This is a genomic window from Acinetobacter junii CIP 64.5 (assembly GCF_000368765.1).
GTDB lineage: Bacteria > Pseudomonadota > Gammaproteobacteria > Pseudomonadales > Moraxellaceae > Acinetobacter > Acinetobacter junii.
Genome location: NZ_KB849655.1, coordinates 742,006 through 768,389, shown reverse-complemented (window position 1 = coordinate 768,389; position 26,384 = coordinate 742,006). Strand labels below are relative to the sequence as shown.

26 protein-coding genes, 4 tRNA genes and 1 pseudogene are annotated in these 26,384 nt (G+C 37.3%); 12 read left to right on the top strand and 19 right to left on the bottom strand.

What is annotated here, in order from left to right; genetic code table 11:
* Window position 1: 1 nt before the first annotated feature.
* The 4 genes from F948_RS09425 to pyrC form a co-directional block, all read right to left on the bottom strand.
* Window positions 2–685 carry a glutathione S-transferase gene (locus tag F948_RS09425; RefSeq protein ID WP_004963066.1) on the bottom strand — a complete coding sequence of 228 codons (684 nt, stop codon included), beginning with the start codon at window positions 683–685 and terminating at the stop codon, window positions 2–4.
* Window positions 686–848: 163 nt separating this feature from the next.
* A tRNA-Glu gene (locus tag F948_RS09420) sits at window positions 849–924 on the bottom strand.
* 19 nt (window positions 925–943) lie between these two features.
* Complete coding sequence (gene rnt / locus F948_RS09415) at window positions 944–1,609, bottom strand: ribonuclease T (RefSeq protein ID WP_004912370.1); 666 nt, start codon at window positions 1,607–1,609, stop codon at window positions 944–946.
* The gene (gene pyrC / locus F948_RS09410; RefSeq protein ID WP_005402315.1) at window positions 1,594–2,628 is read right to left on the bottom strand and encodes a dihydroorotase; all 1,035 of its coding nucleotides are present in this window, start codon (window positions 2,626–2,628) and stop codon (window positions 1,594–1,596) included. Before pyrC ends, rnt begins: the two co-directional genes overlap by 16 nt.
* 162 nt (window positions 2,629–2,790) lie before the next feature.
* On the opposite strand from pyrC, the gene F948_RS09405 reads away from it, so the two are divergent.
* Window positions 2,791–4,053: a GGDEF domain-containing protein gene (locus F948_RS09405; protein WP_004963058.1), complete on the top strand. Its 1,263-nt coding sequence runs from the start codon at window positions 2,791–2,793 to the stop codon at window positions 4,051–4,053.
* Between the two features lie 62 nt (window positions 4,054–4,115).
* Here F948_RS09405 and F948_RS09400 read toward each other — a convergent pair whose 3' ends face one another.
* Window positions 4,116–5,315, bottom strand: coding sequence for a L,D-transpeptidase family protein (locus F948_RS09400; RefSeq protein ID WP_004912365.1), 1,200 nt, complete (start codon window positions 5,313–5,315; stop codon window positions 4,116–4,118).
* A gap of 202 nt (window positions 5,316–5,517) precedes the next feature.
* Between F948_RS09400 and hemE the strand changes: the two genes are divergently transcribed.
* The 4 genes from hemE (at window position 5,518) to F948_RS09380 (ending at window position 10,048) form a co-directional block, all read left to right on the top strand.
* A complete protein-coding gene (gene hemE / locus F948_RS09395) occupies window positions 5,518–6,591 on the top strand; it encodes a uroporphyrinogen decarboxylase (RefSeq protein ID WP_004912363.1) in 1,074 nt (357 codons plus the stop codon).
* Window positions 6,592–6,633: 42 nt separating this feature from the next.
* On the top strand, window positions 6,634–7,428 hold the full coding sequence (locus tag F948_RS09390) for a DUF817 family protein (RefSeq protein WP_004963054.1): 795 nt from the start codon (window positions 6,634–6,636) through the stop codon (window positions 7,426–7,428).
* 184 nt (window positions 7,429–7,612) lie between these two features.
* Complete coding sequence (locus F948_RS09385; protein ID WP_004912357.1) at window positions 7,613–8,083, top strand: DUF3015 family protein; 471 nt, start codon at window positions 7,613–7,615, stop codon at window positions 8,081–8,083.
* Between the two features lie 84 nt (window positions 8,084–8,167).
* On the top strand, window positions 8,168–10,048 hold the full coding sequence (locus F948_RS09380) for an Lnb N-terminal periplasmic domain-containing protein (protein ID WP_004963051.1): 1,881 nt from the start codon (window positions 8,168–8,170) through the stop codon (window positions 10,046–10,048).
* Between the two features lie 37 nt (window positions 10,049–10,085).
* Here the strand turns inward: F948_RS09380 and F948_RS09375 are convergent, their stop codons facing one another.
* From F948_RS09375 to F948_RS09360, 4 genes are all read right to left on the bottom strand, one after another.
* On the bottom strand, window positions 10,086–10,448 hold the full coding sequence (locus F948_RS09375; RefSeq protein ID WP_004963047.1) for a cupin domain-containing protein: 363 nt from the start codon (window positions 10,446–10,448) through the stop codon (window positions 10,086–10,088).
* 13 nt (window positions 10,449–10,461) lie between these two features.
* A complete protein-coding gene (gene folE / locus F948_RS09370; RefSeq protein WP_017397502.1) occupies window positions 10,462–11,010 on the bottom strand; it encodes a GTP cyclohydrolase I FolE in 549 nt (182 codons plus the stop codon).
* Between the two features lie 90 nt (window positions 11,011–11,100).
* Window positions 11,101–11,790 (bottom strand): Smr/MutS family protein, encoded by a 690-nt coding sequence (locus tag F948_RS09365; RefSeq protein WP_004955223.1) that lies wholly within the window; start codon window positions 11,788–11,790, stop codon window positions 11,101–11,103.
* Between the two features lie 143 nt (window positions 11,791–11,933).
* Window positions 11,934–12,425 carry a GNAT family N-acetyltransferase gene (locus F948_RS09360; protein WP_004963044.1) on the bottom strand — a complete coding sequence of 164 codons (492 nt, stop codon included), beginning with the start codon at window positions 12,423–12,425 and terminating at the stop codon, window positions 11,934–11,936.
* Between the two features lie 130 nt (window positions 12,426–12,555).
* Here F948_RS09360 and F948_RS09355 point away from each other — a divergent pair, with 130 nt between their 5' ends.
* Complete coding sequence (locus tag F948_RS09355; RefSeq protein WP_004963041.1) at window positions 12,556–13,302, top strand: IS5 family transposase; 747 nt, start codon at window positions 12,556–12,558, stop codon at window positions 13,300–13,302.
* Between the two features lie 119 nt (window positions 13,303–13,421).
* On the opposite strand, the gene trpC is transcribed toward F948_RS09355, so the two are convergent.
* Both trpC and trpD read right to left on the bottom strand, forming a co-directional pair.
* Window positions 13,422–14,228 (bottom strand): indole-3-glycerol phosphate synthase TrpC, encoded by an 807-nt coding sequence (gene trpC, locus F948_RS09350; RefSeq protein WP_004963038.1) that lies wholly within the window; start codon window positions 14,226–14,228, stop codon window positions 13,422–13,424.
* 9 nt (window positions 14,229–14,237) lie between these two features.
* Window positions 14,238–15,287: an anthranilate phosphoribosyltransferase gene (gene trpD, locus F948_RS09345; protein ID WP_035333832.1), complete on the bottom strand. Its 1,050-nt coding sequence runs from the start codon at window positions 15,285–15,287 to the stop codon at window positions 14,238–14,240.
* 255 nt (window positions 15,288–15,542) lie between these two features.
* Between trpD and F948_RS09340 the strand changes: the two genes are divergently transcribed.
* Window positions 15,543–16,334: an MOSC domain-containing protein gene (locus F948_RS09340; protein WP_004963032.1), complete on the top strand. Its 792-nt coding sequence runs from the start codon at window positions 15,543–15,545 to the stop codon at window positions 16,332–16,334.
* An 83-nt stretch (window positions 16,335–16,417) separates the two neighbouring features.
* Here F948_RS09340 and F948_RS09335 read toward each other — a convergent pair whose 3' ends face one another.
* Both F948_RS09335 and F948_RS09330 read right to left on the bottom strand, forming a co-directional pair.
* A complete protein-coding gene (locus F948_RS09335) occupies window positions 16,418–17,776 on the bottom strand; it encodes an L-cystine transporter (RefSeq protein WP_004963027.1) in 1,359 nt (452 codons plus the stop codon).
* 356 nt (window positions 17,777–18,132) lie between these two features.
* Entirely contained in the window at window positions 18,133–18,717 is a 585-nt protein-coding gene (locus F948_RS09330; protein ID WP_004912335.1) for an anthranilate synthase component II, read from the bottom strand.
* A 621-nt stretch (window positions 18,718–19,338) separates the two neighbouring features.
* On the opposite strand from F948_RS09330, the gene glnA reads away from it, so the two are divergent.
* From glnA to F948_RS09305, 5 genes and pseudogenes are all read left to right on the top strand, one after another.
* Entirely contained in the window at window positions 19,339–20,754 is a 1,416-nt protein-coding gene (glnA, locus tag F948_RS09325; protein WP_005402324.1) for a type I glutamate--ammonia ligase, read from the top strand.
* Window positions 20,755–20,878: 124 nt separating this feature from the next.
* Complete coding sequence (locus F948_RS09320; protein WP_004963024.1) at window positions 20,879–21,370, top strand: chorismate--pyruvate lyase family protein; 492 nt, start codon at window positions 20,879–20,881, stop codon at window positions 21,368–21,370.
* 15 nt (window positions 21,371–21,385) lie between these two features.
* Window positions 21,386–22,267, top strand: coding sequence for a 4-hydroxybenzoate octaprenyltransferase (gene ubiA / locus F948_RS09315; protein WP_004963022.1), 882 nt, complete (start codon window positions 21,386–21,388; stop codon window positions 22,265–22,267).
* Between the two features lie 106 nt (window positions 22,268–22,373).
* Window positions 22,374–23,714: pseudogene (locus tag F948_RS09310) on the top strand (lipase family protein).
* Window positions 23,715–23,830: 116 nt separating this feature from the next.
* Complete coding sequence (locus F948_RS09305) at window positions 23,831–24,037, top strand: hypothetical protein (protein ID WP_004912325.1); 207 nt, start codon at window positions 23,831–23,833, stop codon at window positions 24,035–24,037.
* 18 nt (window positions 24,038–24,055) lie between these two features.
* Here F948_RS09305 and F948_RS09300 read toward each other — a convergent pair whose 3' ends face one another.
* The 6 genes from F948_RS09300 to F948_RS09275 all read right to left on the bottom strand — a co-directional run bounded on the left by F948_RS09300 (window position 24,056) and on the right by F948_RS09275 (window position 26,322).
* Window positions 24,056–24,499, bottom strand: a complete 444-nt coding sequence (locus tag F948_RS09300) for a DUF2726 domain-containing protein (RefSeq protein ID WP_004963010.1) — start codon at window positions 24,497–24,499, stop codon at window positions 24,056–24,058.
* A 56-nt stretch (window positions 24,500–24,555) separates the two neighbouring features.
* Window positions 24,556–24,631: transfer RNA gene (locus tag F948_RS09295), tRNA-Asn, on the bottom strand.
* Window positions 24,632–24,827: 196 nt separating this feature from the next.
* Window positions 24,828–24,903: transfer RNA gene (locus F948_RS09290), tRNA-Asn, on the bottom strand.
* A gap of 88 nt (window positions 24,904–24,991) precedes the next feature.
* The gene (locus tag F948_RS09285) at window positions 24,992–25,300 is read right to left on the bottom strand and encodes a DUF8200 family protein (RefSeq protein ID WP_004682640.1); all 309 of its coding nucleotides are present in this window, start codon (window positions 25,298–25,300) and stop codon (window positions 24,992–24,994) included.
* Window positions 25,301–25,473: 173 nt separating this feature from the next.
* Window positions 25,474–25,549, bottom strand: a tRNA-Asn gene (locus tag F948_RS09280).
* Window positions 25,550–25,695: 146 nt separating this feature from the next.
* Window positions 25,696–26,322, bottom strand: a complete 627-nt coding sequence (locus tag F948_RS09275; protein ID WP_004963006.1) for a superoxide dismutase — start codon at window positions 26,320–26,322, stop codon at window positions 25,696–25,698.
* Window positions 26,323–26,384: the final 62 nt, after the last annotated feature.

Sequence of the window (26,384 nt, the reverse complement as noted above, 5' to 3'; positions counted from 1 at the left end):
ATTACCACGCAATCGTCCAATAGGACTGAAACGTAGAAGCAGACCATTGTCCTTTGATTAAAGATTTTTTAAAGGCGGGTCTGTTTTCTATTTGGGCTAAATAACGCTGTATATGTTTAAATTGATGGTCATTTGCCGAGCAAGCCAATAATGGAAACCACATCAAAATATCTGCAACCGTAAATTGATCCCCAGCAAACCATAAATGATCTTTTAAATGCTTATCAATCATGGTCATTTGTTGCTGTAACGATGGATTTAAATAGCTTTGATCAAATCCATATTTTAAAAACTTTGAAACGAAGCGAACAGGAAATGGTGTACGTTGTACAATCTGGTGAAAAATTTGTTTGAGTAATAGGTCTGGAATAAATGTGGCTTCACAATAATTTTTCCAATAATAAAAACTTTGAAGTTGTGATCCTAATAATTTACTTTGCCCTAATTGAGGGTATAGATAAGATAAGTAATCAATAATCGCTGAAGTTTCGGCTAAGATAAAAATTTGTTCTTGATTTATTATTTCAACGGCAGGAAATTTCGATAATTGATGCGGTGAATTTTTCTTTTCATCTAAGTCTGAATGATGGTTGATGACTAATTCGTAGGGAAGTCCTAATTCTTCTAAAAACCAAACGATGCGTTGAGAACGTGAATTTTGTAAGTGGAATAAACGGATTTGCATATTAGGTTTAAATTTATAGTTTTGATCAGTTTTCAGTATAGGGTAGAAAATATGCTAAGGATAATAAAATAGATTTTTCAAAATAATTATTTTTTAGCAGCTCTACGTATAAAAAACTAATAAAAAAGCCACTGTCTGAATGATGCAGTGGCTTTTTTGAATTTGGCGTCCCTACGGGGATTCGAACCCCGGTTACCGCCGTGAAAGGGCGATGTCCTAGGCCTCTAGACGATAGGGACTTCTTGAGGTGGGTGTATATTAGGGTTCTGTCACCAAACTGTCAAGAAGGTGGGGTGATAGTTTGTTCAAAATATAGCAAAACAGTTCTGCTGTCTTTTGCGTATCGTATAAAGCAGAGTGAGCTTCTTTACCATCAAACTCAATTCCAGCTTGAATACATGCTCTTGCCAATACAGTTTGTCCAAACATCACCGCGCTAAGCGTGACCGTGTCAAAAACTGAAAAACTATGAAAAGGATTTTGGTTTTTAGTTCCTGAACGTGCGATAGCAGCTTGTAAAAAACCTAAATCAAAGTGTGCATTGTGTCCAACCAGTACAGCATGTGTGCAATGCTGTGCTTTTCGGACTTCATTCAATGATTTAAAAATACGGCGTAAAGCACCGCGTTCATCTTCAGCCATTGCAACACGCATAGGATTGAAAGGATCAATTCCAATAAAGTCTAAAGAACGACGATCGAGATTAGCACCTTCAAATGGATTAATGTGTGCATGAAAAGCAGGACCAGGTATAAATTGTCCCTGTTGATCATAGACAATTGGGATACATGCTATTTCAAGCAAAGCATCAGTTTGTGAGTTAAAACCTGCTGTCTCAACATCGACTACAACAGGTAAGAATCCACGGAAACGTTGACCAATGACAGGGGCTTGGTTTTCTTCGTGTGTCACACTTTTCTCCATTGCAGTGTCTTACCTGCATGAAGTGGGATAATTTTTTGACCATCAAGATAATCAAATGATTCTGCAACGGTATTTTCTTCTTTCACCAACGTAATGGTTGATGTATTTCTTGGCAAGCCATAGAAATCAGCACCGAACATACTTGCAAAACCTTCCAAGCGCTCTAACTTGCCAACTTGATCAAATGCTTGTGCGTAAAGCTCAATCGCATTTGGTGCACTATAGCAGCCTGCACAACCACAAGCATTTTCCTTGGCATTTTGAGCGTGTGGCGCACTATCAGTACCTAAGAAGAATTTTGGACTACCGCTTGTTGCCACTTCTAATAAAGTTGTTTGGTGTGTTTGACGTTTTAAAATCGGCAAGCAATAGAAATGAGGCTTCACACCACCAACCAACATATCATTTCGATTAAAAAGTAAATGTTGAGGTGTAATTGTTGCAGCTACATTACGATCTTGTTCAAGAACAAAATTTGCTGCATCACTGGTCGTGATATGTTCAAGTACGACTTTGAGCTTAGGGAATTGTTTCAATAAAGGAGAAAGAATTTCATCCAAGAAACGTTTTTCACGATCGAAAATATCTACATGGTTATGAGTTACTTCACCGTGAAGTAATAAAGGGACTTGGTGTTCTTCAAGTTGTTCAATGACAGCATAAACTTTGCGAATATCACTAACGCCATTATCAGAGTTTGTCGTTGCACCAGCAGGGTAAAGCTTGATTGCATTTACAAATTCTGATTCTTTGATTTTTCTAACTTCATCAGGCGATGTAAAGTCAGTAAAATAAAGCACCATGCGAGGATCAAAATTTAAGCCTTCAGGTACATGAGCAAGAATACGTTCACGATACGCTACAGCTTCTTCTACAGTTTTGACGGGTGGAACAAGGTTCGGCATACAAATCGCACGTGCGAATTGTTTAGCCAAATCGGGTACTGTGCGTTTTAATGCTAAGCCATCACGTAAATGAGCATGCCAATCATCGGGTTGTAAAAGCGTAATAGTATTCAAGGTGAACTTCAAACTTAAAAATAATACAAATAATAATGCATAAAGTGTGAAAATGGTAACTACATTTACGGATAAGTGGTTAAGCAAAGTGCATGACAAAATGAGAAATTGTGTTATTTTTATCCAGCACAAAAATACATCACCATAAGAAGAGTAAAAAGGATGGAAAATCAATATGATCTTGATGAATTACAGAGGTCTAAAGAGGATCTAGAGCAGCTTGTTGCTCGACACTATAAAGGTCAAAAAACACAAAAAACTTTACCAGCAAAACTAGAAGAAGATTTCTGGAAATTTAACATTGATCGCACACGTATTAATGCGATTCAGTTTTTTGGACAAGGTGTCATTACTTACACGATTTTTGTCTTATTAATCTTACCTTCTAACTATTTGGTTATTCGTTCCAGTCCTCATTTTATTGTTGATTTTGTTTATAGCATTTTAAGTTTACTCATCGTTGGTGCAGCATTATTTTTATTTTGGACTTTTTCTAGATTTAGAAAATTGAGCCGACTTTTTTATCCAGTTGCTTGCGTTATTGGCTTTTGCACAATTTTCTTTCCATCTTTATTGATGATGAGTGTGTCTAACGTTGTATTACAGAATCAGGCAATGGTACTGATTGCATTTTTGTATATGTTAGGCTTCATTCTGAGTGGAATAAAACCCAATCATATGCTGTGGATTGGAACACTGGCTGCAGTATGTATTTTATTATCCCTCTATTATTTTAATATACCGTGTGATTTTTTGATGCTTGGGCGCACGTTTATAGGAAGCTTGCTCTTAGGTTTTTCTATCAGCATCATGTTGACCTCAAAAGAAAGAAAACTATTTTTAAAAACTAAAATTTCGGAAATAAATGAGAGAATTCTCCGTTTACAAGCATCAGAACTTTTACATTTAAGCCAGCATGATGAATTAACAAAGGTTTCCAATCGACGAACTTTTGAGGAAATGTTTAGTTATTACTATGACATGGCTTGTAAAGAAAATAAGTCGATGTCAGTTCTGTTTATCGATATTGATTATTTTAAAAATTATAATGACTTTTATGGTCACCAAATGGGAGATCAGGTTATTTCGTCTATAGCGAAGACCATTAAAAGTTCAATTCGGCACATGGACTTTATTGCACGCTATGGGGGGGAGGAATTTGTTGTATTGCTTCCTGAAACATCGGCTCAAGGTGCTTATGCCGTCGCAACGAATATTTATAAAGCAATTGATCGGCAAATGATTCCTCATGAAAAATCATTAGTTTCAAATCATGTCACGATCAGCTTAGGAATTACGGTATTTAATGGTAATCCTAAAATTAGCCAAGAATTATTGATTCATACTGCTGATAAAGCACTTTATAGAGCCAAACAATTAGGTCGAAATCAAATCTATTATCAGCCACTACCTGTTGTTGAATAATTATAGAATCAAAAAAAGCCGAATCATAAAATTCGGCTTTTAAAATTATGAAATGATTGGAATTATTCAAGGAATTTTACAGTCACACCTGAGCGAACTTTGTTACCCAAATCATTTGCATCCCAGTTCGTTAAACGAATACAGCCATGTGAAGCTGTTTTAGAGATTAATGAAGGGCTTGGAGTACCATGAATACCAAATGATTTTTTACTTAAACCAATCCAAATATTACCCACTGGCGCGTTAGGACCTGGTGGTAAAGAAAGAGGTTTAAGGTTATTACCTTGAACAAAGTTAGACGGTGAATAGCTATACCAAGGATTTTTTGCAACGCCAACTACTTTATACGTACCCGTCGGAGAAGGCGTGTCAGTACTACCAATTGTCGCAGGAAATGAAGCAATCATTTGGTTGCGACTGTTGAAAAGATAAAGCTGACGAGCACCTTTATGTGCAACGATCAAGTGAATATCTTCTGGTAAATCATTACGCACATTGGCAACAATAATTTTTTCACCAGCTTTTTTGAAAGTTGCTGTTGGGTTGATCTTTTTCAAGAAGTTTTCATCCATATGAAACTTCTCACCCAACATTTCTGTTACACGTGTGTAATACAAACCTTTCATTTTTGCTTGTAAAGCATAATCAGAAGGAATTGATTCGGCATATGGACCTTTCAAATCTGCTTCTGTAATTGTGTATTCTACATAAGCTGGTTTAGTTTGTTTCGCAACTAATGCATCCCAAGTTTCCTTGGTAAGTTCACCTGTCGGTGTTAAACCATTCATCTGTTGGAAAGATGCAATTGCTTTTAAAGTGTTTTTACCATTTGAGCCATCAATTGCACCAGGTGAAGCATGTGCATTGTTTAGCATTACATGAGCACGCGCATATACCGGAAATTGACCCTTACCAATATTTTCATACCATTCTGAATTGTTCAGACTGTCTAAAGTCCAAGTAACTTTTGGTGCTGGAGTTGTATTGGTTGTATCAGGAGTATTTTCTAGTTTTGAAGAAACTGCTGAAGCAACACCTGTGTTTACTTGAGGATCAGAAACTGCATTATCAGCGACACTAGATGCTGGTTGAGCAACAACGCTTGAAGCAGCTGAACGTTCTACTGCTAAAGGATCAATCGGATCTTGAACAGGTGCCGAGATTTTTTTTGGATTTAAAGGTTGCTCAGTTGTTGGGGCAGCAAAAGCAACATTGGCAATAATACAACTTAAACTCATAGCGAGTAATGAGCGAACGAACATGTAATTCAACCTTAAGAATTATTCATATTGAGATATAAGATGTTGCAAGTATTACAGAAAATCAGTGAGCTTGCAGTAGCAGTTTTGTGTCTAAGTAAAAAAATAATGTAGGAAGTCTGAATTTTTGTATGGATTTGGAATTATAAAAATTGGGTTAACTTTGTTATCATGCGTTTCACATGAAAAAATTTAGAGATTGGTAATGACAACGTTGAAAAATGATCGTTTTTTACGAGCTTTGCTACGTGAGCCTGTAGACACCACACCAGTGTGGATGATGCGTCAAGCAGGGCGTTATTTACCAGAATATAGAGCAACTCGTTCACAAGCGGGTGATTTCTTATCTCTTTGTAAAAACACTGAATTTGCTTGTGAAGTTACTTTGCAACCGTTGCGCCGCTATGAGTTGGATGCTGCGATTTTATTTTCTGATATTTTGACGGTTCCAGATGCGCTTGGATTGGGTCTGTATTTTGAAACAGGTGAAGGCCCAAAGTTTCATAAAACAGTACGGACAGAGCAAGATGTTGCTAACTTGCCGAAATTAAATTCAAAGTCTGATTTAGCCTATGTGATGAATGCTGTGTCCACGATTCGATCTGCATTAGGTGGTCAGGTCCCTTTAATTGGGTTCTCTGGAAGTCCTTGGACTTTAGCAACTTATATGGTTGAAGGGGGCTCAAGTAAAGAGTTTCGTTTCACTAAAAATATGATGTACGCTCAACCAGAAGTGTTACATGCATTACTTGATCATCTTGCAGATTCAGTAATTGATTATTTGAACGCACAGATCGATGCAGGTGCGCAAGCGATTCAAATCTTTGATAGTTGGGGCGGAGCACTTGCACATCGAGAATATGTGGAATTCTCATTGAATTATATGACAAAGATTATTGCAGGGCTTCAACGAGAAAAAGATGGTCGCCGAATTCCGATTATTGTCTTTACCAAAGGTGGTGGACAATGGTTAGAGACGATGTTAACTACAGGTGCAGATGCATTTGGCTTAGATTGGACGACACCTCTTTATACTGCACGCGAAGTTGTAAATGGTCGTGCAGCATTACAAGGAAATCTAGATCCAGCGGTACTTTATGGATCAGCAGCATCAATTGAAAAATCTGTAAAAGCGATGCTCGATGACGCTTATAAAAATGGTGAAAAAACAGGATATATTGCAAATCTTGGTCATGGTATTACTCAATGGGTTGATCCAGCTCAGCCGAAGATCTTTGTAGATACTGTCCATGCATACAGCCAGAAATATTTAGGTTAATCCCTTCGAATTTTTCATGATTAAATTGATTAGGATCATTTCGTGCATTTGATTGGATTAGCTTTAAATTTTGGAACTAAGGCAGCTTCGGCTGCCTTATTTGGATTGTTACTTTTAATCGCTTTTGCAGTAACAGCACCGATGGGAAGCCAAGAATATTATGGTATCTTCCGTTATGATTATCTATTGTTTTATGCATTGAGCATTCAAGTCTGCCTAATCTATTTAAAGTTAGAATCTTGGGCAGAGGCAAAAGTGATTGCTTTGTTTCATATCATGGCGATGGGGATGGAAATTTTCCTAACCCATCCAGCAATTGCTTCTTGGCAATATCCACAACCTGCAGTATTCAAACTATTAACTGTGCCTCTATTTGCGGGTTTTATGTATTCAGCTGTAGGTAGTTTTTTTGCTCGTTCATTGAGATTATATAAAGTTTCTTTTGAGAACTTGCCAAGATTTGCAAATATGTTGTGTTTGGCCGTTTTATCCTATTTAAACTTTATGACTAAGTTTTTTATTCCAGATTATCGGTTGGTTCTATTTGCATGGAGTATCATTATTTTCTGGAAAACAAAATTATATTTTCAGTTAAGCGATTCACGGTTCAAAGTGCCGATGCTTCCAATCTTACTTTTACTTGCATTTTTGATTTGGATTGCTGAAAACATTAGTACATTTTATAAAATTTGGCTGTATCCAAGTCAAGTTGATGCTTGGCATATGGTCGGATGGGGGAAATTGGGGTCTTGGTATTTATTATTACTCTTAAGTTTGGTTTTGGTATTAAAAATCTTAGGAAAACGAGATAAAAAAGGAACTTGGCAGTTAAACTAGCTCAAGAGTTAAGTTTAAAATGAAGTGATTATTAACTGCTATATAAATATTTCAACTTTATTTCAAATTTTATTTGCTAAAAAAAGCTAACCTCGTTATTTTAATTCACGTGCGTATAGATTTAATGCTAAGCACGATAGTGATAACAAATACCAATAAATAATTGATACTGGAGATCTTTCCTATGTTAAAAAAAATTGCATTAGCAGCTTTGTTAGCAGCTGGTTCAAGTGTAGCTATGGCAGACAATGATGTTGGTTGTGGTGCTGGTACACAAATTTGGGCTGGACAAAAAGGTATTGCACCTAAAATCCTTGCTGCGACTACAAATGGTATTTTTACTAACCAGTTATTAGGTATTACTTTCGGTACTTTAGGATGCCGTCAAGGTGGAACTGTTACGGCTCAAGTCGTTACATTTACAAATGAAAATGCTGAATCTTTAGCGCGTGATATGGCAGTAGGTCAAGGTGAAAGCTTAAACGTACTTGCTGAACTTATGCAGATCAAAGCAACGGATAAAGCGCGTTTCTTTGCTGTTTCTAAAGCAAATTTTGCTGAAATTTACTCAAGCAAAAATAAGAATACGCTTCAAGTTTTAGATTCTTTACAAAGTGTAATGGCGAAAGACGCTGTACTCAAAGCTTACGTTTAATACGTTTGAACATAAAACCCTGTCTTAATGGCAGGGTTTTCTTATAGATAATTTATTCTTAATAATCTTAAAATTTGCGACTGAATGAAATTAATAACTTGCACCATTACTACTTTAATGTGCCATTTTGCACATGCTTCAGTTGAAACCGATATACAAAATTATTTGAAGATTGCTGAGCAGAAACAACTGCATCAAGACATCACATGGCAACGCCTAATGTATGCTGACCAATCGCAAAAAAGTGAGGTTACTTATGATGGATATTTTTATGCAAAAGATGGAAAAAATAATTTAAAAAATGAATTAGAAGCCGATGTAAAAGCTTTATTTATTAATTCAGCTGAGAATCAATCGATTCGTTGTAAACTTCCTGCTCGTAGTCGTTGGTTGATCCAACAACTCAATATTGATACCGAAAAGCTTCCAATCGTGAAGTGTCCTGAGTTTGATCAATGGATTAATCAAATTAAACCACATAAAGCTACGTTGATTTATGCAACTGACTTTATGGGGAATCCTAGTTCGATGTTTGGGCATACCTTACTACGTTTAGATCCTAAAGATCAGAAACAACTGAACTTGGTTTCATACGCAGTAAACTATGCAGCGACAGTCAGTGGTGAAGATAATTGGTCATATGCTTGGAAAGGTCTAACAGGGCAGTATCCTGGTGAATATTCTTTAATGCCTTACTATCGTAAAGTAAAAGAGTATGGTGACTTTGAAAGCCGTGATTTGTGGGAGTACGAGTTAAATTTAACGCCTGAAGAGACTCGTTTCTTAGTCGAACATATCTGGGAAATGCAGCATGTAAGTTTTCCTTATTATTTCGTAAGTGATAATTGTGCGTATCGTTTACTTGGATTAATTGATTTAGTTCGTCCGAACTTAGATTTAAAAAAACAATTTAATTATGCTGCAATTCCGATTGAAACGTTAAAGGCAGTTGATCAACAAGACTTAGTCAAAGAGGTTGTCTACCGTCCAGCCTTGGAAACTCAATTATTATCACAAGCAAAACAACACGGTACACCGCTGGCTAAAGTTGCCCATCAAATTGCATTTCAAGATATTGAAAAGGCTCAACCTTTATTAGAGAAATATAATCAGCACGATCAAGCAAAAATCTTAGAAATGGCATATGACGATTTGTATCTGCAATATATCAGTCGTCAGGTTGATGTAGACTTTGCACAGCCGCAGTTAAGACAACTTCTTGCCGAAAGAAGCCAAATTGATGTTGAAAAGCAACGTCAAGAGCCTGAGCGTCCTAAAATGCAACCTGTTGAAGGACACCATGCGCGAAATCTATCTGTAAATGTCGGTGAACTACAAGGAAAGAAGTTTATCGAGTTAGGACATCGTCAAGCTTACCATGATCTGATTGATCCTCAAGGTGGTTATCGTTTAGGTACTCAATTATTGTTTTTAGACGGCAATATTCAATATCGTGATGATCAACTCAAGCTTGAACATTTAGATTTATTGACCGTGAATTCCTATAATCCTATTCAGCCATTTAAATCACCCATTACTTGGGGATTTAATTTAGGTTGGAAACAAGAAGCTCTAGATCAAGGAAATTTTAGTGATGATCAGCAGCATGGTGTTATGAACCTAAATATGCAGGTCGGCTACAGCTTAGCTGATTATGATCGTCGACATTTGTGTTATGCCCAAATGCAAAGTCATTTTCAAGGTGGTCGTTCGCTGGATAAAGGTTGGCGAGTTGGTGTAGGACCAACAGTTGGGTGTATGAATATCTGGACGGATACGATTAATAGTGTTGTGCAAATTGAATTGCCGTATTGGGAAGATCAAAGTCAGTGGAATCTAAGAGTAGGTTCTCAACTCCAATATAGTTTAAATTCAAATAATGCTTTAAGGTTGAATTGGAACTTCGAACAGCAAGATCATAAAGACTGGAGTAAAGTTGGGTTGGGCTATGTTTGGTTCTTCTAATATTAAATTTTAAAGAGTTTGATAGATTAAAAATCTATCAAACTTCAACAATAACAAAGTATTTTTTTACAGTTTCAATCACTTCAAATGTACCCACAAATGCAGGTGGGATAATACCTGCTTGACCCGCAGAAACTTCAATATATGAATCTGTTTTGACATCATGAATACGAACAACGCCCTCAATGACTTGAAAGAACTCTTGTTTATTATCGGCAAACTGAATGTTCCAAGCACCCACTTCACATTGCCAAATTCCACATCCCATATGTGGGTGTGTATATAAGTCATAGGTAAGACGTTGTGGATTGCCCTTAACCAAACGGTCAGGCCGAGGATAATCAATGCTGGCTTCAGATTGAATTAACTCACCAAAGCCTGCTAATTGGATTGAAGTCATGACAATGCTCTGATTAATAACTCTCAGGGACAGCGCTTAAAAACTCACGACGTGCATCTTTGTCCGTTTTAAAATCACCCACAAAAGAAACAGTACGAGTGGTAGATTCTTGCTTACCAACACCGCGCATCATCATACACATATGTGCAGAATCGATCACTACAGCCACACCACGTGCTTGTGTCACCTCGGCAACAGCTTCAGCAATTTGTTGTGTTAAGTTTTCTTGAATTTGCAAACGGCGCGCAAACATTTCTGTAATACGTGCAAACTTAGATAAACCTAAAACCTGACCTTCAGGCAAATATGCAATGTGGACACGACCGTAAAAAGGGAGTAGGTGATGTTCACAAAGTGAATAAAATTCAATATTTTTAACCAATACCATTTCATGGTTATCGGATGGAAAAACCGCACTATTTGTAACTTCTTCAAGTGTTTTACTATAACCAGAAGTTAAAAAAGAAAAAGCTTTAGCCGCACGCATAGGCGTATCTTTGAGGCCAGGACGATTCAAATCTTCGCCAACGGCAGTTAAGATATTTGCGTACGATTGCTGCATAGACATAACAATGTTCACTTAGGTGGGTTGAACAAAACGGGAATTGTATCAGAAAACGATTCAAAAACTTAATTTTGAGTCAAATGCCGATTATTGTTTGTACTTTGGATTCTTTTCTGCACGTTTTAGTAGCACGAGAACAGCACCCGTACCACCTTGATTTTCAGGTGCACTGACAAAGGCAAGTACATCACGATGTTGTCTAAGCCAGCCATTTACATAGGTTTTTAAAATCGCTTCTGGACCTTTACCATGAACAATTTTGATGACATTTTGATTTTCGTCTTTAGCCATCTGAATGATTTGTAAAACTGCGGCACGTGCTTGCTCGACAGTACAACCATGTAAATCTACAGCTTCAAACCAACGAATTTTACCTGCTTTTAAGTCTTCGAATACTTTGTGCTGTAAAGTTGCAATTCGATAGCTTAATGCAGCTTGACTTGCCACAGGATTTAAAATCGCTTGAGTATCTGAAATCTCAGTGAGTTCCTGTTCGGCGCTACCTTCAGCTGCTGCACGTTTTGCAAGGGTTTGCGCGTCAATTTTTTTTACGCGTTTTGGTTTGATTTGTGCAATGTTACCATTATCAATTGGCTTTACGCCTGTTAAGGCTTTTTTAAAAAGCTCAGTATCTTCCATTTCTTCTTCAACAGCTTGAGATTTTTTCATCTCTGCTTGTTTAACAAGATTGCTGGATTGAGGATTTGAGATTTGCTTTTTAAAAGCTTTCAGTAAATTAAACTGATCTTTAGAAAGCGAAGAATCATTTTTACTCATAATTTTAAGAAAATATGTAAGATACGAGAGGGATGGAAAATTATAGTCTGAAACCGTGTTGATTTGAACTGAATCAGATTCACATAATTTTTTGATCAATGAAAGCTTGGTAGTGGTCTATTCTAAAAACAATGATTGATTATCTAAATCATCTTATTTGATATTGATGGTTTATATAGCCTATATTTTATAAAAAGTTCTCCACTAAGCATAATTTCACTTTCAAACTCAAATCCTAATAAATAAATTCTTTTTAATTTATTTCTTGTAGGGGGTAATAAGATCGTGATTGATTCCATCCCCATTTCATTAAATGCTCTTCTTATAATTTGATTAAAGATTTTCTTGCCGAATCCCCAGTATTGAGGATGTAACACGAGTGCTAAATCAGCATCTCCATTTTCATATTGTAAGCCACCCCAACCTGCAAATTTATTGTCAACTAGAAATGCCCAAGGACCATAACCATGGTCTTGCCATTGTTTTTCTTTTTCTTTAACCCAATCGAGACATTGTTTTTCATCAAATAGGCTATCTTTAGCCAAAGACATATGTTTGAGCACTCGGTCGTTAGTTAGTAACGAAATAATGTCAGCGATTTCAATATGACTTAGATGACAAAACTCAATATTCAATGTTTATTCCTAAAAATATGAATGGTTCTTTATTATAAAATTTAAATGATTAGGGTGTGTTGACACTTTTAGCTTAAAAAAATAGCGAAGTAGTAAAATCAAATCGCCAAACCCAATTTTACTATTCGCTATGCCTCGTACCATGCTGACAGATCAACACTGGCAAAAGTTGAAAACTATTTTGCGTAATTTATCTATTCATCACAACTCAAATTCACGTAATTTTATTGAAGCTATTCTCTATAGAATTAGAACAGGCTGTCCGTGGCGAGATATTCCTTCCTATTTCGGTCAATCAAACTCTATTTTCAAACGTTTTAATCGTTGGTCAAGCAGCGGTAAGTTGCTTAGATTATTCAAATTATTAGCATCATGCCCCGATATGGAGTGGATTTTTATTGATGGCTCTCACGTACGTGCTCATCAACATTCTGCCGGTATAGCGAATCAATCCATTTCTAAAAGTGTAGGAGGAAACTCCTCAAAAATACATTTGATTGTTGATTCACATGGCAATCCTATTGATTTCATGATTACCGATGGCACTACACATGACATCAAAGTTGCACCTGATTTAATAGCAACATTAGATTTAAAAGAGACAGAAGTGGTATGCGCAGATAAAGGCTATGATTCAGAACCACTGCGTGAGCAGATCAGAAAAAAAGGAACAAAAGCGAATATACCAAAGAAAATAAATAGCCAATCGAACAATGATCATATGGACTGGTATTTATATAAAATCAGGCATTTAGTTGAAAATATGTTTTGTAGATTAAAACAATTTAGAGGGATAGCTACTCGATATGACAAGCTCAAAAGAAATTATCAAAGTGCTGTTGCCTTAGCCTGTATATTTTTATGGCTACCTTTATAGGTTTAATTATGAACAGTAAATGTCAACAGACCCTATTCATAATTATTCTTTTTCAAAATAAGATTGAGATATGAAAAAAGCCCAATCATAAGAATTGGGCTTTGCATTGAGCTATAAATTTAAATTTGCTCAGGCTTTCCAAACAATGCTGCAAATGCTTGATCTGGTTTAGGCTGTTTCATAAAGCTTTCACCAACTAGGAAAGTATGAATATCATTTTCCTGCATCATTTGGACATCAGAAGGAGTGGCGATACCACTTTCAGTGACTAAAACACGAGAAGCAGGCAATAATTTCTTTAAACGCAATGATGTATTTAAATCGACATCAAATGTTTTAAGGTTGCGGTTGTTCACACCTAAAATACATTGCTCAGAAAGTTTTAGCGAACGCTCTAACTCATGTTCATCATGTACTTCGACCAGAACATCAAGCTGATGTTCAAATGCGGTCTTCGACATTTCTTCAAGTTGTTGATCAGATAAACATGCCACGATTAACAAAATACAATCTGCATGTAAGGCACGTGCTTCAACAACATTATAAGGATCAATCAAGAAATCTTTACGTAATGCTGGTAGGGCACAATGCTGACGCGCAATTGCAATATTCTCATCAGCACCTTGGAAGAAATCTACATCGGTCAGAACAGATAGACAGGCTGCGCCAGCTTGTTCATATTGTTGAGCAATTTCAGCGGGACTAAAATCTGCACGAATCACGCCCTTTGACGGTGATGCTTTCTTGATTTCAGCGATTACAGCGGGGCGCTTGTGTTGTAAAGCATTCGCAAAACCACGAACAGGTGTTGCTTCTTTTGCCCACTGTTCTACATCATTCAAACTACGTTGTTTTAAACGTACAGTAAGCTCCTCATGTTTGCGGTCAACAATTTTACCTAAAATGGTATTTTGAATATCGATCATGAGAAGTCCTTAGTCAGCCTGATATTGTTTCAATGTTTTAGTAAATTCAGCCAAGATACTCATTTTTTCCAAGGCTTGACCGCCATAAAGAATATCTTGAGCGAGTTCAACTGCTTGTTTATATGTTTTAGTCATGCCAGCCACGTAAATACCAGCACCAGCGTTCAAAGCAATCATATTTGCTGCTTTTTCGCCAATTTCAGATTTATCTCGACTCAAAGCATCCTTGATCAACTTTAAACTTTCTTCTGAGCTATTTACCACTAAACCTGTAAGGGTTTGCGATGGGATACCTACTTCATCAGGTGTAAGTGTCCATTCAGTGATTTCACCATCTTTAAGTTCAGCTACAGTAGTTGGCGCAGCAAGACTGATTTCATCCAAACCATCTTTAGAATGTACAACCATTACATGTACTGCACCGAGTTGTTTTAAAACTTCTGCGATTGGTCGGCAAAGTTCATCTGAGAACACACCTATGACGAAACGATTGACACCAGCTGGATTGGTAAGAGGGCCGAGTAAATTAAAAATACTGCGAATACCTAGCTCACGACGTGGACCAACCGCATAACGCATTGCTTTATGATGATTCGGCGCAAATAGAAAACCTACACCAATTTCACGGATGCAACGTTCAGTTTGCTGCATATCCAAATCAAGTTGGATACCCATCTGTTCAAGTACATCAGAGGAACCAGATTTACTCGATACACCACGATTGCCATGTTTCGCAATGGTTGCACCAGCGGCAGCAATTACAAAACTAGATGCTGTAGAGACGTTAAATAAATTTTGACCATCGCCACCTGTGCCAACAATATCAACCAAATGTGGAATATCACTGACATCAATTTTAATCGCAAACTCACGCATGATACGTGCAGCCGCAGTTATTTCATCAATACTTTCACCCTTCATACGCAAGCCCATCATCAATGCGCCAATTTGAGCATCAGTTGCTTCACCTTGCATGATACTGCGCATTACATCTTCCATTTGAGGCTGGGTAAGATGAATATTTTTAGTAATGTGATTCAGTGCCTGTTGGATATTCATAGTCATGAGTTGCAGCATTAGGATTGATTAAAATTTGAAAATAACCTGATTTGGTCGCAATTGGTTCGGTATGACGAAAGAGTAATACTTGAGCTAAAAGCTAGAGAGTTATGTTATCAGAAAAATAAAGTGGATTTTATATGCTTTGAATAAAAAGCTGATATGCTCTAAATTTAGACATATTGATATAATTTTCCACTATTATACTTGGTTAATAAAAATTGAATTAATTAATATTTTGATGAGAATGTCGATATGTACGTCAGTCAACTTTTAAATTATCCAGTGAAATCTTGTAAAGGAAATCAACTATCTGAAATGGAGATTGATAGTTTTGGACCAAAGTGGGATCGTAGGTGGATGCTAGTTGATGGCGATGGTCGTTTTGTGACTCAGCGACAAATTGCTGAAATGGGGCAAATAGGAGTTGCTATTTCATCAGAAATCATTCGCTTTTATTATCACTCTGAACATATGGAACTCAGTTTAATTGAGGCTCAGGGGTATAAAGACGAACGCCTTGTAACTGTGTGGCAAGATCAGGTAAAAGGAAATCGTATTGATCATCCTGTGAACGATTGGATCAGTGATAAATTAGGCAAAAAAGTACAGTTGGTTTATATGCCACAGGAAACGATTCGCCAAGTCGATCTTGAATACGCACAATTTGGAGATCGTGTAGGTTTTGCAGATGGTTTTCCCTTTTTGATTTTAAGTGAAGCATCTGTCCAATTTCTTTCCGAAAAAGTTGGATATTCATTGAATGTACGACGTTTTAGACCGAATATTGTCATCTCTGGTTGTGAGGCTTTTACAGAAGACACATGGCAGCAGATACAAATTGGTGAAATTGTATTTGATCTAGTTAAACCATGCTCACGCTGTGTCATTCCAACGATTGATCTTAATACTAGTCAAAAGCAACCTGAAGTCATGCAGGCGATGTTGGCTTATCGAAAACAAGGTAATAAGGTCATGATGGGGCAAAATGCATTACATCGTGGAGTAGGTAGTATTCGAGTTGGAGAAGAGGTCAAAATTCTCTGATAGAAATGATTAGATTAAAAAATAATTTGTAATAAAAAAGCCAATCACAAATAGCATGATTGGCTTTTATGACCTGACAAATATTAATCCTTAGTCAAGGTATCTCTAACACCTAGTAGTTGACTTGTTGTTACACCAGCTGTCATAGATCCATTTACGTTTAGCGCAGTGCGTCCCATATCAATTAATGGCTCAATTGAGATAAGTAAAGCGACTAATGTTACGGGTAAACCCATAGCTGGCAATACGATTAAAGCTGCGAAGGTTGCACCACCACCGACACCTGCAACTCCAATCGAGCTTAAAGTCACAATTACGATAAGTTGAGCAATCCATAAGGGGTCTAAAGGGTTGATACCAACTGTTGGTGCCACCATGACTGCAAGCATTGCAGGATATAGTCCCGCACATCCATTTTGACCAATGGTCGCGCCGAAAGAAGCTGAAAAACTAGCAATACCTTCTGGAACGCCCAGTTGTTTTGTTTGAGCCTCAATATTCAGAGGAATACTTGCAGCACTGGATCTGCTGGTAAAAGCAAACGTTAAAACAGGAAAAACCTTTTTGAAAAACTCGATGGGATTTACACGGACAAATAGCAAAATCAACGCATGGACGATGAACATAATCGCAAGACCCAAATAGGACGCGACAAGAAATTCACCTAGTTTCACGATATCAGCAACATTTGCCGTAGCAACCATTTTTGCCATTAATGCGAATACACCATACGGTGTAAATTGCATGACTAAACGAACTAAGCTAATGATTAATGCTTGTAGAGCTTCAATTCCATTTCGAATTCTCTCACCATTGAGTGAATCTTTATCCATCAGCTTAAGTGCTGCAACCCCTAAAAAAGCAGAGAAAATTACAACACTAATAATTGCGGTTGGACGAACTCCAGTCAGATCAGCAAAAGGATTTTGAGGAAGTAGCGAAAGTAATAACTTGGGAATATCAAGGTTGGTGACTTGACCGATATAATCAGTTTGAATTGCAGCAAGGCGAGCGGTTTCTTGAGTGCCTTGAACTAAGCCCTCGGCGGTTAAACCAAATAAATTGGTCACACTAATTCCGACAAAAGCAGCAATCGCCGTGGTAAACAATAAAATACCGATAACGAAACTACTTATTTTACCGAGCGAAGTCGTTTGATGAAGTTTAACAACTGCACTTAAAATTGAGATGAAAATAAGTGGCATGATCACCATTTGTAACAGTTGAACATAACCATTACCAACTAAATTAAACCATGTCACCGACTTTGCAATAATCGGACTGTCTGCATAAATCGTTTTTAATCCTAGACCATAAACGATACCGACACCCATACCGATGAGCACTTTTTTTGCAAGGCTCCAATCTGGTCGATAAGTAAAAAACAATCCTGCCATGAGCAAGAAAAATACAATAATATTCAATAAAAGCAAGGTATTCACAATAAGGCTATCCTGATTGGTATTTCAGGGGGAGATAACTAAAAATAATATTTAGATTCTATCATCCAGTAACCCTGAAGCTTAATCATTCCTATGACTATAGTTAATCTAAAAAATTAAAAAGGAGTCTAAATTGTCAGAAACCTATGTTTTAATTTCCTTCTGAAAATGCATGAAAAGTTGATTAATTATTGAAAAAGAATGAATTGTTCTAAATAAATGTTTCTTGTTTGATTTTAATGCTGAAAATTTAACCAGTGTGTATAAGTTATATATTGATTTTATATGTTCAAAATAAAAACAGCCTATTCATAAAATAGGCTGTTTAAAGAATGAGAATTTGTTAATTCTTGCGATTATGCATAAATATCCAAGAAGTTTTTAAAAATTTGATGACCATGTTCGCTTAAAATTGACTCAGGATGAAATTGAACACCTTCAACAGGTAAGGTTTTATGCTTTACACCCATAATTTCTTCAATCGTGCCATCTGGTTGATTCGTCCAGCAGGTAACTTCTAAGCAATCAGGCAGTGTTTCTTGTTCAATCACTAGAGAGTGGTAGCGAGTAGCAGCAAAAGGAGAGGGTAAATTACTAAAAATACCTTTATCACTATGGTGCATATCAGATAAACGACCATGCATGACTGTTTTAGCACGGATAATATTGCCACCAAAAGCTTGTCCAATCGCTTGATGCCCTAAACAAACGCCTAGTAATGGAATTTTTCCAGCAAAATGATTGATTGCAGGTATCGAAATCCCTGCTTCAGTTGGTGAACAAGGACCAGGGCCAATCACTAGGTATTTAGGCTGCCATCGTTCGATGTCCTCTAATGTCACTTGATCATTACGAACAACTTTTACTTCTTGATTCAACTCGCCAAAGTATTGAACGATGTTGTAAGTAAAACTGTCATAATTGTCAATCATTAGAAGCATGATTATAACCTTTTGAAAATATGCACTTTATTGTGCTTTTAGGATTCAATTGACCGACCAAAACAATTCAATATCCGTTACTAAGAATATATAAAAATATGTTCAAGATCGTTAGGGTAAATAATCATAGCAAAAACAGAAGCTCAATGTTCAATATTTCTAATTTGGTCGAGTAAGTCGTCAGTTCAAAATGAGCTTATGACACACAAATAATTATCAATATTATTTTAAAATTTAAAGGTTTGATAAAAAAACATGTCGGTGAATCGAAAGTCCAGTGGAATTGATTGGAATGTACTCCAAAAGAATGATATAAAAAGCCAATTTATGCTAGTAAATGATGGCGTAATTTAGCACTACAATAGTTCTTTGTTGCATATATTGCACTATTTTGGTTCATTATGTCTTTTTTGGGGACGGGCTGGAATGGAAATGTGTGAATATGGTGCATTTGCGATTGCAAACATTATAGAAGACATAGGACATGGAGCTTAAAGCATTTTTTCTGCAAAGAATTTCAATGTTTTAGGTATGCTTTAAAATTGTTGGTATGATAATTGCTAATTGTACACCAACAACTAACACGCACTTAACAAGTGCATATAAATTTCATTGGAGCAAATGAGCATGGCGAACAAGGTCCTTCAACTCATCAAAGAAAGTGGCGCAAAATGGGTCGATTTTCGCTTTACTGATACTAAGGGTAAAGAGCAACACGTAACTTACCCAGCTGACACGATTGATGAAGATACATTTGAAGATGGTAAAATGTTCGATGGTTCTTCAATCGCTGGTTGGAAAGGCATTGAAGCTTCTGACATGATCTTACGTCCAGATGCTGAAACAGGTTTTCTTGACCCGTTCTTTGCTGAGCCAACTGTTGTTGTGACTTGTGACGTTATTGAGCCATCTACTGGTCAAGGTTACGAGCGTGACCCACGTTCGATTGCTCGTCGTGCTGAAGAATATTTAAAATCTACAGGTATCGGTGATACAGCATTCTTTGGTCCAGAACCAGAATTCTTCGTTTTTGACGAAGTTAAATGGGATATCGATATGTCTGGCGCTCGCCATACACTAATCGCTGAAGAAGCTGCATGGTCTACTGGTAAAGATTACGAAGCTGGTAACTCTGGTCACCGTCCACGTGTGAAAGGTGGTTACTTCCCAGTTCCTCCAGTTGACTCACATCAAGACATGCGTGCTGAAATGTGTGCACGTATTGAAGACATCATGGGTCCAGGTCGTGTAGAAGTACATCACCACGAAGTTGCTTCTTGCCAATTAGAAATTGGTGTGAGCTTCAATACATTAGTTCGTAAAGCGGACGAAGTTCAACAGTTCAAATATGCAGTTTGGAACGTTGCTCACCAATATGGCAAAACAGCGACTTTCATGCCTAAGCCAATGGTAGGTGATAACGGTTCTGGTATGCACGTTCATATGTCTATCTCTAAAGATGGAAAGAACTTGTTTGCTGGTGATGAATATGCTGGTTTATCAGAAATGGCATTGTTCTTCATCGGTGGTGTAATCAAACACGCTCGTGCTTTGAACGCAATTACTAACCCTGGTACAAACTCGTACAAGCGTTTAGTTCCTCACTATGAAGCTCCGATTATGCTTGCTTACTCAGCACGTAACCGTTCTGCTTCTATCCGTATTCCTTACGTTTCTAGCCCTAAAGGCAAACGTATCGAAGCACGTTTCCCAGATCCATTAATGAACCCATACTTAGGTTTTGCGGCATTGTTAATGGCTGGTCTTGATGGTATTCAAAACAAGATTCACCCAGGTGAAGCTGCTGACAAGAACTTGTATGACCTTCCTCCTGAAGAAGAAGCAAAAATCCCTACAGTTGCTCACAACTTAGAAATGGCGATTGATGCTCTTAAAGCGGATCACGAGTTCTTATTAAAAGGCGGTGTATTCACTAAAGAAATGTTAGATGCTTACATCGAACTTAAAACTGAAGATGTACGTCGTCTTAACACGACTACTCACCCAGTTGAATTTGATATGTACTATAGCTTGTAATACATCCCAAATAAAAAAGCTCGCTTAGGCGAGCTTTTTTTATGCTTTTGATTCAATTGAAAGTCATACGCTTTTTATCAAAAAATTCATGTAAACTAGATGCGATGTTTTTAGTGAGCCAAGCATGCGAAATTTACGACCAAACACAATAAATTCAAAGCAGATTCCTAAAGAATTAAAAAAATGGTTGTACGCATCAGGTTCATTAACTCAACAACTTACTGATCTTGCTCGTGGTGATTTTCATGTTGAGCGGATTAAAGAGCATTATCAACGTTTAACATTTGCTGACAGTAAATGGATGTTAATGCCTTACCATCATGTTGCTTGGGTACGTGAAACTCATTTATATGGTAGCGAGCGAGAGCCTTGGGTGAAGGCAAAAAGTATTTTCCCGATTCTTAGTCTACAAAAAAAAGCAAGAATATTTAAATATATACGCAATAAGCCAATCGGTTGGTTCTTATTTCAAAGAACTGATCCTCATTGTGAGCGACGTGTTATTCAACTTGATGAGGGCTGGACTAGGCAAAGTTGTTATACATGGCATGGGTGTAAATTTATTGTGCAGGAAACTTTTTTGCCTGCTTTTGAACAGTTTATTCGACAGCATTGACTCTCAGGATTACTCATGGAAACAGTGCAACATATAACATGGCGACAACGTTTAGAAGCCTATTATTATCTATGTAGATTTGATAAACCGATTGGTACGGAATTGGTTTTTTGGCCAACCATGTGGGCGTTATGGATTGCATCTAAGGGCATACCTGATCTTAAGATATTACTAATCATGGCTTTGGGATGCTTATTTATGCGTGCTGCGGGTTGTGCAATTAATGATTTTGCTGATCGTAAAGTAGATGCACATGTAGAACGAACGAAAAATCGTCCTTTAGCCACAGGTGTGATCAAAGCCAAGGAAGCAGTGTTTGTTTTTTTAGCCTTGGTAGTGCTTAGTGCAAGTTTGTTGTTGTTCTTGCCTATAGAAGCATTTTATTGGTCATTTGGAGCTTTATTGTTAGCGTTCATATATCCATTTATGAAACGTTATACGCATCTACCACAAGTTTTTCTCGGTGCTGCATTTTCTTGGTCAATTCCAATGGCGTATGCCGCTGTTGGGCAAACCCCAGATTTGACTTGTTGGTTGCTTTATTTTGGCAATTTGGCATGGACTGTAGCATATGACACCCAGTACGCGATCACAGATCGTGAATATGATTTAAAAATTGGGGTCAAATCGACGGCTATTTTATTTGGTCGCTACGATATACAAATTATTGGTGTGTTGCAGCTTGTGAGTTTGGTATTGATCGGCATTGCATTGTATATCGAAAGTCTGCTTGTACCTTTTGGAATAGCTGGATTGATTGTTGTTGCTGGAGATTTTATTTATCAAACATTTAAGACTCTAGATAGGGATCCGCAACTTTGTTTTTGGGCATTTCGTCACAATAGATGGGTTGGAATGATAATTTTTCTAGGAATCTTTTTACAATTAGTGGTTTAAAATGACTAATTAGTTGAAAAGTGTTCTATGTAGAGCACTTTTTTTATGCCTTAATAAAGTCGCGTGTAGTTTCGTGCACACAAAAACAAGACTAAAAGAAAATTTTATGAAACGGTCTAAAATTGGATTAGCAATTAGCTTTTCAATCTCTGCTTTATTTCTATTTGCGTGTAATGACAGTAATGATGGTTATTCAAGAAGCAATAAAGATAAAACATATATTTCAGAAAGTAGCTATTCAAAAGATAATTTGACTTTTGCAGCATCGATCAAAGTTATGACCTATAACATGACTAATGTTCAGGGTAAAACAGCAAAAGCGACTGCGATGGTTATGTTTCCTAAGGTTGCTGCACCAAGCGATGGTTATCGTGTAGTGGTATGGGAATATGGAACAGTGGGAGTCGCTGATAGCTGTGCTCCTAGTAATAATGTGCTTAATCCGCGTTTTAGTATTTTAGCTGAAACCCTACTTGCTGCTGGTTATGTGGTGGTTGCACCTGATTACGAGGGTTTGGGAACGGCTGGTATCCATCCTTATCTTAATTTAGCAAGTGAAGCAAAATCTGCTATCTCAGCGATGCAAGCGGTTAAAGATCGTTATGGCACCCAATTAAATGGTGCATGGATGTCAGTAGGGCAGTCACAAGGTGGGCAAGCTTCTATTGGTACAGCTGAATATGCAAATGCTGATGTATCTTATAAAGGGGCGGTTGCTGGAGCACCAGCTTCAAGTTTAGGTAAGATTATTCTTGAAGTCGCTCCAGCTGCATTGGCAAACATCGAGCAGGCAGAAGTAGCCAATAATGTTCCGTTAGTCAATCGTGTGTCTGTAGATTCTTACGCAACGCTACTGGCATACGCTGCTTTAACGGGTGTTGGTATCAAAGCATATGAACCAAGATTTGATTATCGAGATATTTTCCAAGATCGCGCTAAATCATTAGCAGAGTTTGCTGAAGGTACAACAGGTGAAAATGGTTTATGTCTTGATAATGAAAGTGACCCAAGTGCAAGCCTCATCGAGAAGTTTAAAGCAGATATCATCAAATTTATGACGGATAATCCAGATAAAAAAGTGATGGATTACCCTGGATTAGATACAAACAATTTTAAAACCAATCCAACCGTTCAGAAGTTTTTGGTAGATAACCAGCCTGGAACTAAGCGAATTGATAAGCCTGTCTTAGTTGTACAAGGTACAGCTGACACTAACGTTCCTTTCTCAGTGACTCAGGCATTGGTAGCTAATTTATAGGCATTAGGTTCTGATGAGGTGGAATTAAAACCTGTACTTAATGCAACACATACCCAAGCGATTGTATGTAAAAACTTAGATATTTATAACTTTATTCAAGCGAAAATGCCTGCTAAGACAAATGTGGTAATTGATCCTGCGAAAATTGATGCAAGCAAAGACTCGCAGTGTACAGGCGTGAGTTCTTAATTATTCAACGATATGGTGATTAGATTTTAGAACTTGTAAATCAAAAAAGAGTCTCATCAGTAAGGCTATTTTTTGTTATATTGTTGCATCGATTTTGATAGCGCATTTTGAATACTATGAGTCAGAATTCAGTTGAAAAAAAGCAAATCCCATGGGGTTTAATGGCTTTGGGTTTATTGATACCAATATTTATTGTTGGTATGGCTTTTATTGCAGCAAGAAGTGATGCAGAAACAAAACGTAAATATGATCAACAACGTGCTGAGATTGCAAAGAAGTTTGAAGATCAAAAAAATGCTGAACAAGCTAAGAATGCTGAATAAATGCTTGTACCATTGTTTTTAAGAACGAATATCCATCTGTAATTGTTTTATGGATGGAATTTCAGTATAGCGAATGACATCATAGCCTGCCTCTTGTAACATTTGATCTCTTTGTTTGTCTTCCTGCTCTTTTCCGAGATGACTCGGATCATCTAATTCAATAATCACAACAACTTTCATATCTTTATTGAGTAGCACGAAGTCGGTAACTTTACGATTAAATTTGCTTCGAATTTTATAATGATCACTAGTAATTAATGCACTAAAAGCCACTTGAGTCAGAACGTGGTAGTGGGGGAAGGCTTGTTTTAATCGAAGGAACATTTGAGTTTCAAATGAACTAATGACTGATCGAGGAAAGAATTTTTGTTTAGGTAGAAAAAAAGGAACAAAGCTAACAAGAAGAATAATACTACTTATGCATCCAATAACTAGGAAAATAGTTTGAAGAAAGTCCAGCATATTCAAATCAAATAGTTAATAAAAAACCCACTCAAAGTGAGCGGGTTTTTAGAATTTGGCTCTCCCACCTGGGCTCGAACCAGGGACCTGCGGATTAACAGTCCGTCGCTCTACCGACTGAGCTATGGGAGAATCTAGGTAGGCATTCTATGCATGAAGCAGATGTAGGTCAAGTGAGTTTAAGCTAAAAAATTTAAATATTGATTTAATTGTATTTTTTATCATCATTTTCTAGATTTTAGCGATAAGGAAATGAAAACTGATTTTATTTGACAGAATTGGGGGAAATAAAAAAGCCTACATCAATGATATAGGCTTTTTAGAATTTTGGCTCTCCCACCTGGGCTCGAACCAGGGACCTGCGGATTAACAGTCCGTCGCTCTACCGACTGAGCTATGGGAGAATCTGGAGTGAATTTTAGGGGGCAAGACGTTTATAGTCAAGTAAAATCAGTGTAAATAATAAACTGTTAAGTGCTTAAAATCGCTATATTAACGTACAACCTGATTGCATTGGGCTAATTGGGACGAATGCGCTGTCCAGCTTGCTCCCACTGAATTTTTATAATAGCTAATCTTGCCAATACGCAAAACCAGATTTTGACAGGAGTCCAGAGACAGGTCATTGCCCCAGGGCCCAGACATGCTACAAACTTTACCATTACACTTCCAGACCACATTTGGCCCATTTTCAATAGGGACAGTCACAGTACCCTTATAAGTCGAGCCTGCATACCATGTTGTTTGTGCAGCCATGACTGGACTGCATAAGAATAATAAACTGAGAAGTAGTTTCTTCATTATGGTTTTCCTTAATATGACCATCGTTTTTTATTATAGGGTTGAAAAGGGCGCAGGGCTAAAACATATACGCGATGCAACATAAAAAATACATAGGGTCACAAGAAGGATGACAATAAATTAAAGCATTTACAATAAAAAAACCCTGATCAGATCAGGGTTTTTTAGAATCTTGGCTCTCCAACCTGGGCTCGAACCAGGGACCTGCGGATTAACAGTCCGTCGCTCTACCGACTGAGCTATTGGAGAATCTGATGCGCATTTTAGGGATGAATTTCAGATGCGTCAACAAGAATAGTAAATAAAATGAATTGTTTGCTTGATAATTATTCTTTTATGATTGGATAAATAAAAAAACTGCCCGAGATGGGCAGTTTTTATGCAAGAAATAAAAATTATTTCTCTACACCAGCTGGCTGACCAGCTAATTTAGCGTTAGCGTAGTCCCAGTTCACTAAGCTTTCTAAGAAAGTAGCGATGTATTTTGGACGTAGGTTACGGAAATCGATGTAGTAAGCATGTTCCCATACGTCAATTGTTAATACTGCAACTTGACCGTGTGCAAGTGGAGTATCTGCGTTTGAAGTTTTAGTAATTGATAATTTACCGTTAACTTCATCAGCAACTAACCAAGCCCAACCTGAACCGAATTGAGTTGTTGCAGCAGCAGTGAATTCTTCTGCAAATTTTTCATAGCTACCAAAAGCTTCTTCGATTTTCGCAGCGATCGCGCCAGTTGGTTTACCACCACCGTTTGGCTTCATGCTGTTCCAGTAGAATGTATGGTTCCATACTTGAGCAGCATTGTTGAAGATACCTGCTTTAGAAGCATCACCAGCAGATGCTTTGATGATCTCTTCTAAAGATTTACCTTCAAGGTCTGTGCCTTTGATTAAGTTGTTTAAGTTAACAACATAAGTATTGTGATGTTTATCGTGATGGTATTCTAAAGTTTCGCGAGTAATATGTGGAGCTAAATCATCATAGCCATATGGAAGTGCAGGTAAAGTAATGGTTGTCATGTTCCAATCCTTGCAATTGCTGGGTTTTACGTTAAGTGGCTCTATTGTAAATGATTCCAAAC